Source organism: Terrabacter sp. P5_B1 (assembly GCF_056400505.1).
In genome coordinates, this window is the sequence record NZ_JBFULD010000061.1 from 1 (window position 1) to 15,098 (window position 15,098).

At 70.4% G+C, this 15,098-nt stretch carries 17 protein-coding genes; 6 read left to right on the forward strand and 11 right to left on the reverse strand.

Annotated elements, in window-relative coordinates:
* Both AC1DP0_RS06705 and AC1DP0_RS06710 read left to right on the forward strand, forming a co-directional pair.
* The coding region (locus AC1DP0_RS06705; RefSeq protein WP_478083093.1) for an SAM-dependent methyltransferase at positions 1-817 on the forward strand (817 nt) is incomplete at its 5' end.
* 22 nt (positions 818-839) lie between these two features.
* Positions 840-1,556 (forward strand): glycosyltransferase family 2 protein, encoded by a 717-nt coding sequence (locus AC1DP0_RS06710; protein WP_478083094.1) that lies wholly within the window; start codon positions 840-842, stop codon positions 1,554-1,556.
* A gap of 52 nt (positions 1,557-1,608) precedes the next feature.
* On the opposite strand, the gene AC1DP0_RS06715 is transcribed toward AC1DP0_RS06710, so the two are convergent.
* Positions 1,609-2,067, reverse strand: coding sequence for an SRPBCC family protein (locus AC1DP0_RS06715; RefSeq protein ID WP_478083095.1), 459 nt, complete (start codon positions 2,065-2,067; stop codon positions 1,609-1,611).
* On the reverse strand, positions 2,064-3,662 hold the full coding sequence (locus AC1DP0_RS06720; RefSeq protein WP_478083096.1) for a phytoene desaturase family protein: 1,599 nt from the start codon (positions 3,660-3,662) through the stop codon (positions 2,064-2,066). Before AC1DP0_RS06720 ends, AC1DP0_RS06715 begins: the two co-directional genes overlap by 4 nt.
* Positions 3,663-3,754: 92 nt before the next feature.
* On the opposite strand from AC1DP0_RS06720, the gene AC1DP0_RS06725 reads away from it, so the two are divergent.
* Positions 3,755-4,717, forward strand: coding sequence for an SDR family NAD(P)-dependent oxidoreductase (locus AC1DP0_RS06725; protein WP_478083097.1), 963 nt, complete (start codon positions 3,755-3,757; stop codon positions 4,715-4,717).
* A 43-nt stretch (positions 4,718-4,760) separates the two neighbouring features.
* Here the strand turns inward: AC1DP0_RS06725 and AC1DP0_RS06730 are convergent, their stop codons facing one another.
* Both AC1DP0_RS06730 and AC1DP0_RS06735 read right to left on the reverse strand, forming a co-directional pair.
* Positions 4,761-5,660, reverse strand: coding sequence for an NAD(P)H-hydrate dehydratase (locus tag AC1DP0_RS06730; RefSeq protein ID WP_478083098.1), 900 nt, complete (start codon positions 5,658-5,660; stop codon positions 4,761-4,763).
* 1 nt (position 5,661) lies between these two features.
* Entirely contained in the window at positions 5,662-6,522 is an 861-nt protein-coding gene (locus tag AC1DP0_RS06735; RefSeq protein WP_478083099.1) for a histidine phosphatase family protein, read from the reverse strand.
* Positions 6,523-6,710: 188 nt separating this feature from the next.
* Here AC1DP0_RS06735 and AC1DP0_RS06740 point away from each other — a divergent pair, with 188 nt between their 5' ends.
* On the forward strand, positions 6,711-7,208 hold the full coding sequence (locus tag AC1DP0_RS06740) for a hemerythrin domain-containing protein (protein WP_478083100.1): 498 nt from the start codon (positions 6,711-6,713) through the stop codon (positions 7,206-7,208).
* A gap of 220 nt (positions 7,209-7,428) precedes the next feature.
* Here AC1DP0_RS06740 and AC1DP0_RS06745 read toward each other — a convergent pair whose 3' ends face one another.
* Both AC1DP0_RS06745 and AC1DP0_RS06750 read right to left on the reverse strand, forming a co-directional pair.
* Entirely contained in the window at positions 7,429-7,722 is a 294-nt protein-coding gene (locus AC1DP0_RS06745) for a hypothetical protein (RefSeq protein WP_478083101.1), read from the reverse strand.
* A 13-nt stretch (positions 7,723-7,735) separates the two neighbouring features.
* On the reverse strand, positions 7,736-8,176 hold the full coding sequence (locus AC1DP0_RS06750; RefSeq protein ID WP_478083102.1) for an Hsp20/alpha crystallin family protein: 441 nt from the start codon (positions 8,174-8,176) through the stop codon (positions 7,736-7,738).
* Between the two features lie 145 nt (positions 8,177-8,321).
* On the opposite strand from AC1DP0_RS06750, the gene AC1DP0_RS06755 reads away from it, so the two are divergent.
* The gene (locus AC1DP0_RS06755; RefSeq protein ID WP_478083103.1) at positions 8,322-8,636 is read left to right on the forward strand and encodes a MerR family transcriptional regulator; all 315 of its coding nucleotides are present in this window, start codon (positions 8,322-8,324) and stop codon (positions 8,634-8,636) included.
* A gap of 52 nt (positions 8,637-8,688) precedes the next feature.
* Here AC1DP0_RS06755 and AC1DP0_RS06760 read toward each other — a convergent pair whose 3' ends face one another.
* Positions 8,689-9,051, reverse strand: coding sequence for an STAS domain-containing protein (locus AC1DP0_RS06760; protein ID WP_478083104.1), 363 nt, complete (start codon positions 9,049-9,051; stop codon positions 8,689-8,691).
* Positions 9,052-9,346: 295 nt separating this feature from the next.
* On the opposite strand from AC1DP0_RS06760, the gene AC1DP0_RS06765 reads away from it, so the two are divergent.
* Positions 9,347-10,012 (forward strand): hypothetical protein, encoded by a 666-nt coding sequence (locus AC1DP0_RS06765; RefSeq protein ID WP_478083105.1) that lies wholly within the window; start codon positions 9,347-9,349, stop codon positions 10,010-10,012.
* Here AC1DP0_RS06765 and AC1DP0_RS06770 read toward each other — a convergent pair.
* The 4 genes from AC1DP0_RS06770 to AC1DP0_RS06785 all read right to left on the reverse strand — a co-directional run.
* Positions 10,005-10,829: a bestrophin-like domain gene (locus AC1DP0_RS06770; RefSeq protein ID WP_478083106.1), complete on the reverse strand. Its 825-nt coding sequence runs from the start codon at positions 10,827-10,829 to the stop codon at positions 10,005-10,007. The two genes, AC1DP0_RS06765 and AC1DP0_RS06770, sit on opposite strands and share 8 nt — an antisense overlap.
* A 183-nt stretch (positions 10,830-11,012) precedes the next feature.
* Entirely contained in the window at positions 11,013-13,415 is a 2,403-nt protein-coding gene (gene ppsA, locus AC1DP0_RS06775) for a phosphoenolpyruvate synthase (protein ID WP_478083107.1), read from the reverse strand.
* Positions 13,416-13,468: 53 nt separating this feature from the next.
* A complete protein-coding gene (locus AC1DP0_RS06780; protein WP_478083108.1) occupies positions 13,469-14,314 on the reverse strand; it encodes a pyruvate, water dikinase regulatory protein in 846 nt (281 codons plus the stop codon).
* A gap of 204 nt (positions 14,315-14,518) precedes the next feature.
* On the reverse strand, positions 14,519-15,098 hold a 580-nt coding region (locus AC1DP0_RS06785), incomplete at its 5' end, for a VOC family protein (RefSeq protein WP_478083109.1).

Sequence of the window (15,098 nt, forward strand, 5' to 3'; positions counted from 1 at the left end):
GCACTGGTGCGACCCCGAGCACGCCCCCTGGGCGGCGTTCCGGGCCCTGCCTCTGCCTGACGACATCCGCCGGGCCAAGGGGAGCGCGATCGTCCTCCATCGCACCCAGGTGGCGCCGCTGACCGACGCGACGGGGGACGAGGTGGTGTTGCACGACGGGATGCTGGAGCACTTTCGTCGTCCGTTCGAGGTCTTCCTCCAGCTCGACCCGGCGGCCGACGACAGCCTGGAGCGGCTGCACGACACCTCCGCCGACCCGTGGCGGGTGCGCACGAGCTGGTACGAGCAGCGGAAGCGGCTCGTCACGCTGGCCGCCCTCCCCCACCAGCGATATGACCGGGCCCTCGAGGTCGGCGGATCGGTCGGGGCCTTGGCGGCCGAGCTTGCCAGGCGCTGCGACGAGCTGGTCGTCGTCGACGAGAGCGCCGCCGCGACCTCGGCGGCCCGCGCGTCGCTCGACACCGGCACGAGCGACGTGCATGCGGTGGGCGGCGTCTCCGTGCTGCAGGCCAGCGTCCCCGAGGACTGGCCCGGCGGGCGTTTCGACCTGGTCGTCGTGTCCGAGGTCGGCTACTTCCTGAGCCGGGATCGATTGCGACGGCTGGTCGCCCGCGTCGGGGCTTCCCTTTCGGACGACGGCGCGGTCGTGCTCTGCCACTGGCGACATCCCGTGCGCGGGTGGCCCCTTGACGGGCCGCGGGTTCACGAGATCTGGCGCGAGCACTCGGACCTGCCGGTCATCGTCACGCATGTCGAAGCCGACTTCCAGCTGGACGTGTTCTCCCGGACCACGGTCCACAAGGCGGGGTCCTCGTGAGCACGGCAGGGTCGGGGGCGCCATGGAGAGCCTGACCCACCTGCACGTCGTCGTGCCGGCCAACAACGAGGAGGCGCTGCTCCCCCGCACGCTGCGAACCCTGCAGGACGCGGTGGACGAGCTGCGCCATGTGCGCCCGGCGATCACGACCCACGTGACCCTCGTCCTCGACGCCTGCACTGACGGGTCCCGTGACGTCGCACGACGGCATCCCGACGTCCGCTCGGTCGAGGTGGCCTACCGCTGCGTGGGCGCCGCACGCGCACACGGGGTTGCGGCGGCCACGGCGGGGGTGCCCGGTTCCGAGCGTGGGCGGCACTGGCTGGCCAACACCGACGCCGACTGTGTCGTCCCGAGAGACTGGCTCGTGCGCCAGGCGATCCTCGCTGACGCCGGGGTCGACCTCGTCACCGGCACGGTCGAACCGGACAGCGACGACTTGGACCCCGCCGTGCTGACGCGCTGGCGAGCACTCCACCAGCTCCGCGACGGTCACCATCACGTCCACGGCGCGAACCTCGGCCTGCGCCTGTCGACCTATGTGTCCAGCGGTGGGTTCCAGGCCTTGCCCCTGCACGAGGACGTCGGCCTCGTCGAGCGGGCGCGCGTCTCCGGAGACACCTGCCTTGCCTCGTCGGCCCTGCACGTCCGCACCTCGGGGCGTACGCGTGGACGCGCACCCGGTGGCTTCGCCCACTTCCTCAGCGAGCTGGAGACGGGTTCGTCACTGGCCGGCTGACCAGGCCGAGGTCCACACTGCGAGCGACCGGGACGAGGGCGCACCCGCCTCGTCACCGAGGGCCCCGGTCGCCCGCCTTCCCGGCGCGCTCGGCAAGGATGGCCAGGCGCCGCAACGACTCCCCGTTGCGGCGCTCGAGCACCACGTCCCGCAGYGCCTTGGGTATCAGGGCGGCCGGCCCCTTGGTGGCGTCCTCCTCCATCGTCACCTCGGTGTCGTCACCGTCGGCGCGGCACGTGAGCCGCACGGCGCCCTCCCCCGACGGCCAGGCGCGCACCGTGAGCTCCAGCAGGATCGGCCGCTCGCAGGCCCGGACCGTCGTGGTGTCGTCGATGAGCAATGGCCACGCGCCGACCGAGTGGTGGATGTGGGTGCCCTCGGCCGGCCAGCCCTCGGTGACGTCGCGGACGCGGGAGGCTCCGACCACCCACTGGCCGTAGCTCCAACCGTTGGCGAGCACCTCGAAGACGGCGTCGGGTGTGGCGTGGATCGTGCGGGTCGTCGTGCTCATCTGCGCCTCCATGGGAGTTGGATCTTGTTGTGCCACAGTGCTGCTCGGGCAGCGTTCGCACCACACGCGCCGTGCACGCCACCRCCGGGGTGAGCCGAGGCCGACGCGAGGTAGAGCGCCTTGACCGGGGTCTCGGGTCGTCCGGACCCCGCGACCGGGCGGAACACCAGCTGCTGGTGCAGGCTGGCGGTGCCGCCGTTGATCGCCCCGCCGACGAGGTTGCTGTCGCGCGCCTCGAGCTCGTGCGGCCCGAGCACGCGACGAGCGGTGATGCGGTCGCGGAATCCCGGAGCGCGGCTCTCGATGCGCTCCTCGACCCGTTCGGCCATGGCCTCGAGGTCGGACTCGTCCCAACGGCCCCGCACCTCGCGCAGGCCGGGGCGTCCAGCGCCGGCATCGCCCCGAACCTGTTGCGGCACATGGGTGTAGGCCCACAGCGCCTCGTGGCCCGGCGGCACCCGCGTCGGGTCGGCGACGCCCATCTGGCCTACGAGCAGGAACGGCTTCTCGGGCACCAGGCCGGCGGCCACCTGGCTGCCGGACAGGGTCATCCCGTCCAGCGAGTCCGCGATGTGCACGGTGCCCGGCGACKGTTCCGGCGCACCGTCCCAGGGAACGGGTCCGTCGAGCGCCCAGTCCACCTTGACGGTCGAGGGGTCCCACTCGAAGCGGCCCATCCGGTGGCGCAGCCGGGTGGGCAGCTGGTCCCACGAGACGAGGCCGCCGTAGAGGGCGGGCGCCGAGACGTCGGCGACGACGGCCCGCCGGACGGCGATCTCCCGGGACGCCGTGCGCACGGCGACCGCGCGACCGTCCTCCACGCGTACGCCCTCGGCCCGCTCTCCCAGAAAGAGCTGGCCTCCACGGGACTGGAACCGGCGGACCATGGCGGCCGAGAACTCGCCTGCCCCACCTCGCGGCACCGGGAAGCCGACGGTCTGGCCGAGGAGGACGAGAAGGAGGCCCATGGCTGCTGAACCCGGCGCCTCGAGGGCGATGTCGGCATGTGCCGCGTTGCCGGCCACGAGCATCCGGGCCGCCTCGCCGCGGAAGAGGCGCTCGGTGAGACTCCGCGCAGGCATGAGCAGCTCGCGCAGCAGCTCCCACCCCCCGGGTCTCATCACCTGCCATCCCAGGCCCGCGCCGCCACGGACGGGAGGGAAGGGACTGAGCAGGCACCGGACGAGGTCGTCGCCCACCCGGTCCCAGGTCTCGCACAGGGCGATCCAGCTGTCGCCATCGCCGGGGGCCTGCTCGTCGAGCGCCGCCGCGGTGGCAGCCCGGTCCCGGTGGAGCACGCCCCAGCGCCCCTCAGGGAACGAGTGGCCGAGCACCGAGGGGGCCTGGACCCACTCCAGGCCGTGGTCCTCGAGCTGCAGGCCACGGATGGTCGGCGATCCCGCGGCCAACGGGTAGAAGGAGCTGAACGTGTCGTGGATGAAGCCGGGCGCGACCGAGCTGTCGCTCCTGACGGCGCCGCCGGGGGTCTCCTGCTCCTCCAGCACCACCACCGACCAGCCGGCGTCCACGAGCAGGTTGGCGGCGACGAGCCCGTTGGGCCCGCTGCCGATGACCACGGCGTCTGTCGTCGTCACGATGTCCTCTCCTCCGGTGGTCGTGCCGTACCCGCTGGGTCGTGGGGCCAATCCCGCGTTTGCGACAGGGACCGAGGGGGCACGTCGTCAGCATGGACCCGACGGCTGCCCCTCCTCAATCCGGCGTCCCCGTCGTCCTCGTGACGGGTGCGTCGAGCGGCGTGGGCCTTGCCGTGGCCACGGAGCTGGCCCGACGCGGTCGGGGCCTCGCTCTGCTGGCTCGCGGGGAAGGGCCCCTCCAACGGGCCGCCGAGCAGTGCCGCACCCTCGGCGCCGCGTCGGTCACGGTGCTGCCGGTCGACGTCCGCGACGACGGCGCCGTGGCGCGGGCCGTGGGAGAGGTCGTCCGCACCGAGGGGCGCCTCGACGGTGTCGTCCACGGTGCAGGGGTGGTGGCCTACGGCCGCCTCGACGAGCTGGCGGCGCCGCTCTTCGACGCAGTGGTCGAGACGAACCTGATCGGCTCGGCCAACGTGCTGCGACACGTGCTCCCCCACCTGCGCCGCCAGGGCTGCGGTTCGGTGGTGCTCGTGGGCTCGATGATCGGCCACATCGCCGTCCCGACCATGAGTGCGTACACCGTGAGCAAATGGGGGGTCCGGGCACTGGCTCGGCAGGCGCTGATCGAGAACCGCGACATCCCCGACCTGCACATCTCCTACGTCTCGCTGCCGGGGATCGACACGCCCATCTACCGCCAAGCCGCGTATGCCGGGGGTCCCGCCGGCCGCCCACCACCGGTCGTGTGGTCGGCCGAGAAGGCGGGACGGCTCGTCGCCCACGTCCTCGAGCACCCCCGCCCGGTCACCCACGGAGGCGCCTTCGACGGCGTGACGCGTCTCGGTTTCGCCCTGCTGCCCCGCGTCTTCGACGCCTGGGTCGGGCCACTCTTCGGCCGGTTCGCTGCGGACCGGTCCGACACCCTGCCACCGCACGAGGGCAACGTGCTGCACAGCGTCCCGGAGGGCAACCGCCTCGAGGGTGGTCACGGCTCGGGCCTGCGGGCGGCCGTGGGCGAGCTGGGCAGGCTGGGCCGGCTGGGCCGTCGCCGGTAGAGGGACGTGGACCCGTCGGTCAGGAGGTGKTCGCCCGGACGCGTCATGACGACGCAGGGTCGTCCCCGTCCTCGGCACGGGCCAGCTCGTGCGGGATGGCCTCGACGACATGGCGGGCGAGGAAGCCCGGCTGCTCTCGCGCCAGACGCTCGCCGGCCTTGCCGTGCAGCCACAGTCCCCACATCGCGGCCTGCTCGGGCGACGCGCCACGACCCACCAGGCCGGCGACGGCGCCGGCCTTGACGTCCCCCGAGCCGGCCGTGGCCAGGGCCGTGGGTCCGGCGTCGGAGCACCAGGCCTCGCCGCCAGGAGACACGACATAGGAGGTCCCAGCGCCGCTGAGCACGACGGCGCCGGTCTGGTCCGCGAGCTCACGGGCCGCCCCGAGCAGGTCCTGCTCGACGTCCTCCTCGGGCCGCTCGAGCATCGCGGCGAGCTCCGTGGCGTTCGGGGTGAGCACCACCCGCCCGGTCAGGTGGCGGACCCCGTCGAGACGACCGGTGAGGTAGGCGGTCCCGAGGGCATCGATGACGAGATCCACGTCCACGCGCGGGACGATCTGCGAGAGAAGGAGGTTGGCGGACTCGGGGTCACCGAGCCCGGGGCCGAGCAGCACGACGTCAGCCGATTCCGCGAGCTCGACCACGCGGTCGGCCCCATCCGCGGCCAGCTCGCCGTTGTCCAGGACCGGGAGCCCCTCGACGAAGGCCTCGGGAAGGGCCGCGGCGACCGCCGCCGCCGTGTCGCGTGCTGTCGCGACCTGCACCTTGCCGGCCCCGAGGCGCAGGGCGGTCTCGGCGGCGAGCAGGACGGCGCCGGGAGTCTGACGGGCTCCCCCGACGACGAGCACCGTCCCGCGTGCGGACTTGTCGCCGTCCGTAGAGGGCAGGGCCTTGGTCCGCAGCAGCTCCCGGTCGATGGTGACCGGTGTCTCAGCTGTCATCTCAGGTCGTCCTTCGCTCGTCGACAGGTGTGCCCGCCGGCGGGCCATGTCGTGGTTCGTCTCCCCGCACGTCGACGGGAGCGTCGCGGCCGCCCGGGTCGAGGGTCGTCTCCGGTGTCGGCTCATGCGTCTCCTCCACCTCCGAAGCCTCGAGGTGTCGGACGTCCGCGAAGGTCACGAGCTCGAGCGACCCGCCGCCATCGCGGCGATACCGGGTCAGGGAGCAGTTCCCCAGCGGCTCGTTCCGGTCGACGTCGAGCAGGGCCTGCTCGTCCAGCCCCTCGAGCACGAGGCGGAAGCTCATGATCACGGCCTGGTGGGTGAAGATCCAGACGCGCTGGTCCGCGTACAGCTGGCCGAGGTCACGGACGACATGACGCACGCGCAGCGCGACGTCCGTCCAGCTCTCGCCACCCGGCGGGCGGTAGTAGAACTTGCCCAGCCGCGCACGACGTTCCGCCTCCTCCGGGAGGGTCTCCCGGATGCCCACACCCGTCAGTCCGTCGAGGATCCCGAGGTCGCGCTCGCGCAGCCGCTCGTCGAGCACCGGGTCCAGCTGTGCCGCCGCCGCGACGACGTGCGCGGTCGTGGCGGCTCGCGCGTACGGGGAGGTGAGCACGACGTCCGGGGGCCGCTCCTCGCTGCGCGCGAGGTGGCGGGCGAGCACCCTCGCCTGCTGCTCGCCACGCTCGGACAGGGGCGTGTCCGGGTCGCGCGTGTCCAGGTCCAACCGTCCGGCGCCGCGCCTGCGCGCATCGGCGTCCGCGATGTTGCCGACGCTCTCCCCGTGCCGCACGAGCACGAGCTCCTCGACCTGCATCCTCGCCGCGCCTCCTGACCTGTCGGTCCGTTCGAGCGACACTCGGCCTCCTTCGCTGGTCTGGCATGCCGACAGGGCGTCGGCGTCTGGCTAAGGGGTACCCAGCGGGGCCCGCCCCCAAGCCGCGGCTCGTTGAGGACCGCCGGTGATGGGTACGAAGATCACGAGGCAGTCGTGCGTGCGACGCCGGTCGCCTCTCCCACTCATTGCGCACACTCGAAGGAGCTCACATGTCCACGGACGCCATCGTCCTGCTCAAGGAGGACCATCAGGAGGTCCGCAAGCAGTTCCGCGCCTTCCGGAAGTCGGGACAGACCGCGGTGCAGAAGCAAGGGATCGTCGACACGATCCTGGAGCTGCTCACCGTGCACACCTACATCGAGAACGAGGTCATGTACCCGCGGGTGCGCGAGCTGCTCCCCGACCTCGAGGACGACGTGCTCGAGTCGTACGAGGAGCACCACGTCGCGGACGTGCTGTGTGTCGAGCTCGCGACCATGGACGCCACGGACGAGCGGTTCGACGCCAAGACCACCGTGCTCATCGAGAACGTCGAGCACCACATGGAGGAGGAGGAGCAGGACTGGTTCCCGAAGGTGCGCGAGGGCCTCGGCCGCAAGCAGCTTCAGGAGCTCGGTGAGGACCTGCTGGAGGCCAGGAAGCGGGCTCCACGTCGGCCCGAGCAGCCGAGCGCCATGAAGAAGGCGATCGAGGCGGTGGTCTCCTGATGAGCGGCCAGATCCCAGCCGTCCCCATCCAGACGGAGCCCGAGAGCCCCTGCGACTGCGAGAACTGCCCGGACGGGTGCACGTGCGACTCGTGCAGCTGCGACGACTGCACGTGCGCGAACTGCAGCCACTCAGCCTGAGCCGGTCATGACGAGTCCCCGGGTGACACGAGTTCACCCGGGGACTCGACAGACCCTGCTCCTGCCGGCACCCACCTCCTTCACGTCGCGTGCGCCGCTCGAGCGCAGAGCGGGGGTGAGCGCTGCCGGCCGGGTAACCTCCGCGGCCTCACGCTGGGACGGCGCCCACGGCATACGACATCGCGAGGACGAGCCACGACGGGACGCCCCGTGTCCCCTTCTGGCGGGACTGCGCCCGGTGGCGACCAGCCCGCCGCGATGATGGCCTCGAACTCCGCGGCGAGCAGCTCCTCGTCGGCGCACACGAGCGCCATGAACTCCTCGTCGACCTCGGCACCGCGGAGGCGGCCGTCACCCGCGGGCGGCGTGATCACGGCGGCACCGCTCTCAGCTCGTGATGGCTTGTCGCTCGTCCTGGTGCGCGATGGCGATCTTTCGGGGCTTGGCCCTCTCGGCGACCGGGATCGACAGCGAGAGCACGCCGGAGTCGTAGCTGGCCTGGATGCGGTCCGTGTCGAGACTGTCGCCCAGGACGAGCTGCCGGCTGAACACGCCCCGCGGCCGCTCGGCGGCGATGAGGTCGGCGTCGCTGGCGCGGGTCGGTCGCTCGGCCCTGACGGTGACGACGTTCCGTTCGACATCGAGGTCGATCGAGGACGGGTCGACACCCGGTAGGTCGAGCTCGACACGGAAGGTGTCTCCGTCACGCCAGGCATCCATCGGCATGGCCGACGGGCGGGCAAGGGTTCCGGCCGTCCCGAGGGCCAGCTGGGCCATCCTGTCCAGGTCACGGAAGGAGTCACGGAAGGGGTCGGTGCGCATCAGCATCGTCTTCACCTCCATCGATCTCGGTGATGCTCCATGGTGGCCATGACCGCCTGGTGCGATCTATGGCATGCGCTATAGATTTCTTTTAGCACCGATGCCATGATCGACGCAAGAGGCCACGACCCGGTTGTGCAGGAGGAGGCGAGTGCTCGTGCCGAGCGGTACGACTCCCGACGCCGACCGCGGGGTCTACGGCATCACCGTGGCCGCGGAGCTCGTCGGGCTGGAGGCGCAGAGCCTGCGGCTCTACGAGGCACGAGGGCTGCTCACACCGGACCGCACGGGCGGCGGCACACGACGCTACAGCGCCAACGACCTGTTGCGACTGCGCCGGATCGCCGACCTCATGGCCACCGGCGTCAACCTCACCGGCATCCGGATGCTGCTCGACCTGCAGGACGAGAACCGCCGCCTGCGCCGGGAGATCGACGCCCGGCGGCATCGCGGTTCCCCCAGCTGACCGCGACGGCTCCCCCCGGGTCCTGCTCAGACTCGTTCGGTGCTCTTGCCGGTCAGGTGATGTCAAGGTTTCGGTCGTCGCCGGTGATGGCCATGATGCGTCGAACCGCGATCGGCACGTCGTGCAGCGTGAGTCGTCGACCCTCGCTGCAGAGAGTCCGGTGCAACGTGGTGAGGACGCTCAGTCCGGCAGCGTCGCAGAAGCTCACGGCGGAGAGGTCGATGACCAGGCGTTCTCGGGAGTCCAGGCGCAACAGCTCGACCCATCGGGCCAGGTCGTCGACGGTAGTGATGTCGAGCTCGCCACAGAGGCGCACGCGGGCAGCGTCACCGTCCGATTCGGCCGTGTCGAGCCACAGATGGGCGAGCGCATCCTGCTCCAGGACGAAGGGTGGGTAGGGCCAGCTGGGGAACATGGGACACGCTGCCTTCGTGAGGCAACCCCTGGTGGTCGCCCCTGCGATGTGCATTCGCCGGGAACGACATTGCCTTGGATGACAGCATGCGAGAAACTCTCGGTGCTGCCACCATACGCGCGATCCGAGCTGGCGTACTGCCTTGGGCGTAACGTCCCGAAGCGTGGCACCGGCCTCGCCCCAGCCACCCCTCCGGGTGACTAGGCCCACGGCGACGTGGACAGGCACGCCATGGCCAGCGCCGGATGCTCGCATTGGCCCCGGACTCGTGCCCACGCTGAACTAGGCTCCGAGAATGAGTCGGGCGACTGCTCCTCGCAGGCTGACCGCACGGTTCTGGCGGGGGCGGCGGTCCGCTGCCCTGGCCGGGATCGTGTTCGGCGTCCTGCTGCTGGCAGCGCTGACCATGGTGCGGCTGGCTCTGTCGGACACGACCATTGCGTCACTCCAGTCAGACTCCTCGAAACGCGCGCTCATCGGGTTGAGCCTCAACCTCGTCCCGTTCGCGGGCATCGCGTTCCTCTGGTTCATCGGCGTGGTGCGCGACCAGCTGGGCGATGTCGAGGACCGCCTCTTCTCGACTGTGTTCCTCGGCAGCGGACTGCTCTTCCTCGCAATGCTTTTCGTCGGCTCGGTGACCACGAGCACGGTGATGTCGCTCGTGGCCGCGCAGAACCCGAGCGCCGAGCTGTTCGACTACGGCCGAGTGACCACCCAGGGGCTCATCTCGGTCTACGCGCTGCGGATGGCCGCGGTCTTCACGCTCTCGGTGAGCACCGTCGGCTTGCGGACCGGGGCGCTGCCCCGCTGGGTGGTCTACAGCGGCTATGTCGTCGCGTTGGGGCTGATGGTGGCGGCCGGCGAGCACAAGTGGGTGCAGCTCATCTTCCCCGCCTGGGTGCTCATGGTGAGCGTCGTGATCCTGGTGACCAGCCCACCCGACCGCGGCACGGTCACCTAGCCACCCCGCGCGCGTCACACGGCGGGTCGGCCGTGACGCCGACGATCCCCAGCTGGGTGTCCATGAGGCGAAGCGTGCGCTGCATCTCCGTCGGTCGCAGCGTGCCGATACCCGTGCCGTGCGGGTGGTTGAAGAACACCACGAGCAGCATGAGCACCGAGATGACCACCGTCACGCTGCCCATCAGCACCCCCTGCGTCAGCGCCCGTTCGCCGCTGTCGGCGAAGAAGAGCATGAAGCCGAAGAGAGCGAGGCTGAGCAGCCCGAGCGCGATCCACAGCGGCACGGGGACGATCCCCTCTGCGGAGTGCAGGCGGGCGTCGCGCGCGGCCTGCCGCTGGGTGGTCTCGTCCATCCACCGGTCGTATGCCGACTGCTCGGTCGCCGTCGTCGGGTGCACTGACTTGATGGTGAGGAACATGCGGGCACCCCACGGGTTGACCGTGTCCCCGAGGGTGCCTGCGTCCACTGCGTCCCACTCGGCCCCCGCGACGGACCGCGCGTAGCAGACGAGCTCACCCGTGAGCCGACCCGAGACGTCGGAGGGCAGGAACTGGGCAGTCTGGGTCATCTGGGCCACGATCGTGGCCTCGGTGGCCGCTCCCGCCCGCGAGTTGTCGTACGACTGGAAGGCCAGGAAGATGATGAAGCCGAGCAGCAGCGAGAAGCCGGTCGCCAGAACGCCGAAGACCCCTGCAGCGCGGTCGCCGTCACTGAAGTAGCCGCCCACCGGCGCTGTCCTGCGCACCAGCAGCATGGCGGTCACCGTCGCCGCCGTGAGGGCGACGACGACGAGCAGCCCCCAGAGGAGGTTCACCGGCGACCCGGCGCGGTCGTGAGAGCCATGGGTGAAGTCTGTGGGCTGCCGTGCGTCTCCGTCAGCCCTTCGGCGCGAAACGCTGCACATCACGGCAGGGGCCGCCAGAGTCAACTGTTCGAATCGTGGCTGCGCTCGGCATCCCCGACCAGAAGCTGCGTCCGGCCGGTCGACCGTGGTGCGTCAGGAGCCGTCGGGAGCACTGCCGTGTCTGGCCAGCTGCAGCCACGTCTCGACGACGGTGTCGGGGTTGAGCGACATCGACTCGATGCCCTGGTCGAGCAGCCACTCGGCGAGGTCCGGGTGGTCGGACGGACCCTGCCCGCAGATCCCGACATACTTCCCCCGGTCGCGACAGGCCTTGATGGCCATGGCGAGCATCTTCTTGACCGCCGGGTCGCGCTCGTCGAAGGAGCCGGCGACGAGCGCGCTGTCACGGTCGAGGCCGAGGGTCAGCTGGGTCATGTCGTTGGAGCCGATGGAGAAGCCGTCGAAGTGGTCGAGGAACTCGTCGGCGTTGACGGCGTTGCTCGGGATCTCGCACATCATGACGACCTGCAGGTCGTTGTCGCCGCGGACCAGCCCATGAGCGGCGAGCAGGTCGATGACGCCCTCCCCCTCGGCGACGGTGCGCACGAACGGGATCATGATCTTGACGTTGGTCAGGCCCATCTCGTCGCGGACGAACTTCAAGGCCTCGCACTCCATCGCGAAGCACTCGGCGAAGTCGGCCGAGAGATATCGCGCGGCGCCGCGGTAGCCGATCATGGGGTTCTCCTCGTGCGGCTCGTAGCGCTCGCCGCCGAGCAGGCCGGCGTACTCGTTCGACTTGAAGTCCGACATCCGCACGATGACGGGCTCGGGTGCGAAGGCTGCTGCGATCGTCGCGACGCCCTCGGCGACGCGCTGGACGAAGAACTCACGCGGGCCGGCATACGCGGCGATGTGCGCCTCGATCTCGGCCTTGAGTGCGGGCTCCTGGTCGTCCAGCTCGAGCAACGCCCTGGGGTGGATGCCGATCTGTCGGTTGATGATGAACTCGAGCCGCGCGAGACCGACGCCGCGGTTGGGCAGCCGGGAGAACTCGAACGCCTGCTCCGGCGTGCCGACGTTCATCATCAGCTTGACCGGCAGCTCGGGCATGTCGTCGAGCTCGGTCTCCGTGACGGTGAACTCGCGCAGCCCCTCGTAGACGAAACCGGTGTCACCCTCGGCGCACGAGACGGTGACGTCCTGTCCGTCGGTGAGAGTCCTTGTGGCAGAGCCGCTTCCGACCACGGCTGGGATCCCGAGCTCGCGGGCGATGATCGCGGCGTGGCAGGTGCGTCCTCCTCGGTTGGTGACGATCGCGCTCGCTCGCTTCATGATCGGCTCCCAGTCCGGGTCGGTCATGTCGGCGACGAGGACCTCGCCCGCCTGGAAGTCGTGCATGGCATCGATGGAGGCGAGCACGCGGACAGCTCCGGCGCCGATCTTCTGCCCGATCGCGCGACCCTCGACGATCACCGGGCCGCGCTCGTCCATGCGGAACCGTCGCAGCGTCGAGCCGGTCTGGCGCGACTGGACCGTCTCCGGGCGGGCCTGGAGGATGTAGAGGCCGCCGTCGACGCCGTCCTTGCCCCACTCGATGTCCATCGGGCGGCCGTAGTGCTCCTCGATCCGCAGCGCGTGCCGGGCCAGCTCGGTGACGTCCTCGTCGGTGATGGACAGCAGCGGCCGCTGCTCCTCCGGCACCGGCACGAACTCGATGGTGCGCCCAACACTGGCGTCGCCGGTGTAGACCATCTTCGTCGCCTTGCCTCCCACGCCGCGCTTGAGGATGGCCGGGCGCCCCTCGCGCAGCGCCGGCTTGTAGACGTAGAACTCATCGGGGTTGACCGCGCCCTGCACGACCGCCTCGCCGAGCCCGTAGCTGCTCGTGATGAAGACGGCATCGCGGAAGCCGGACTCGGTGTCCATCGTGAACATGACGCCGGACGAGCCGACGTCGGAGCGGACCATCCTCTGGATGCCGGCCGACAGGGCGACGACGGAGTGGTCGAAGTCGCTGTGCACGCGGTAGGCGATGGCGCGGTCGTTGTAGAGCGAGGCGAAGACGAGCTTGATCGCGTGCAGGACGTTCTCGATGCCGCGGACGTTGAGGAAGGTCTCCTGCTGCCCGGCGAACGACGCGTCGGGCAGGTCCTCGGCCGTTGCGCTCGAGCGCACCGCGAAGCTGACCTCGTCGCCGCTGTCGCGGACGAGCTGGTCGTATGCCGTCCGGATGTCGTCCTCGAGGTCGGCCGGGAAGGGCTGTTGCTCGACGGACTCCCGGATCTCGGCACCGGCAGCCGCGAGGGCCCGGGTGTCCTCGACGTCGAGCTCGGCGAGGGTGGCGTTGATCCGGTCGGCCAGGCCCTGGTGGGAGAGGAAGCGCCGGTAGGCGTCAGCGGTGGTCGCGAACCCGTCGGGCACCGAGACGCCCGCCGCGGACAGGTGCTGGACCATCTCGCCGAGAGAGGCGTTCTTGCCGCCGACGGTCTCGACGTCCGTCAGTCCCAGCTCGGCGAACCTCGCCACGTTCTTCGTCACAACAGGTCCTTTCATTCTCGGTCGATGTGTGCTCGGCCGTCCGGGCTGCCCGGATCGGGTCGGGTCGGTCAGCCGACGTCGGTGAGGCGTCGGGTCTGCATGATCACGGCGGCGATCTCCTCKACGGACATCGCGGAGGAGTTGACCACGGGCACGCCGTGGGTCCGGTACATCGCCTCGGCCCGTCGCAGCTCGTAGGAGCACTGCGCCAGACTGGCGTACCGGGATCCCGGCCGCCGCTCACCCCGGACCTGGCTGAGCCGCGCTGCCGTCGACAAGAGGCCGAAGCACTTCGCGGCATACGGACGGACCGGCCGCGGCAGCTCGCTCGTGTCGAAGTCCTCCTCGACGAGCGGGTAGTTCGCCACCCTGATCCCGTGCTGCAGAGCGAGGTAGATCGAGGTGGGCGTCTTGCCGCACCGCGATGGTGCGATGAGGATCAGCTGCGCCTGCTCGAGGTTGCGCATGCTCTGGCCGTCGTCGTGCTCCATGGCGTACTCGACGGCGCGCATGCGCGCCTCGTAGCGGCCGAGGTCGCCGACCCCGTGCAAGGAGCCGACGTGGCGGGCCGCGTTGACGTGCAGCACGTGCTCCACCGTGGCCAGGTGCGAGCCGAAGAGGTCGATGAACGCGCAGCTCGTCCCTTGCAGCTCGGCGCGGATCTCCTCGTCGGAGACGGTGGAGAAGACGAGCGGTGTCACCGCGTCGGTCATGGCAGCATCGAGCTCGGCAACGACCTCACGAGCCCGCGCCACGCTCGTGATGAACGGGATCTTGCGCCGGGTGAAGCTGACCGTCGGGAACTGCTGGAGCATCATGTTGCCCAGCGTCTCCGCGGAGATGCCGGTCCCACCGGCCAGGAAGAAGGTCGGTGTCGGCGGGGTCGAGCCCAGTGGTGTCGTCGGTGAAGCCACGAGAGGAACTGTGGCACACCGTGCCGCACGGCTCGTGCCGCGCAAGCCACCGATGTGACCCACCACTCAGTGGACATCCAGCGGGCGAGACCGAGAAGGTCCTCACCGCACCCGCGACACGGGCGCAGAGCCGGCGCGCCTTGGCCTGGTTGGCGGCAGGAGCAGCCTTCGAGCCTCGGCACGGCGGTGGCGCGATCTTTGGCCTCAGGAGTCGGCCTCGATGGCGAAGGTGTTGCCGTCGGGATCCTCGAACCAGGCGATGTGACCGCCGCCGGCTCGAGGTGAGATGCCCTTCGCGTCGTGTTCGTACTCGTCGTAACGGACAATCGGAACGCCGGCTGCGGCTAGCTCCTCAACCACCCGAGCAACGTCATCGACGTACCACGTGGCCATTGTCGCGGGCGACTTTCCCGCTGTGGCCGACTGGTAGACGTTGAGCACGGAGCCGCCACCGCAGGCGTACGCGCGGCTGCCGTCGGGGATTGCCGCGCTGGGGCCGGATCTCAGTGCCTGCAGGCCCAGTCGGTGTTCGTAGAAGGCGATTGCGCGTTCGATGTCGGAAACCGCGATGGACGCTTGCACGGGGAAATCGCTCAGCGGCACGATCACGCCTCCCGCCAGATAGGGGTCGACACCAACGATTCTTACGCATGGCGATACTGCCGGTAAGCGTTCGCCTGATTCTCTGTGATTGAGGCGCCCCGTCTTTCCACGGCGCGCCAGGGACGGCGGATCGTCGGCGCGCGCCTGATGCCCCGTCCACGCGCCCGACGCGGCGGCATGA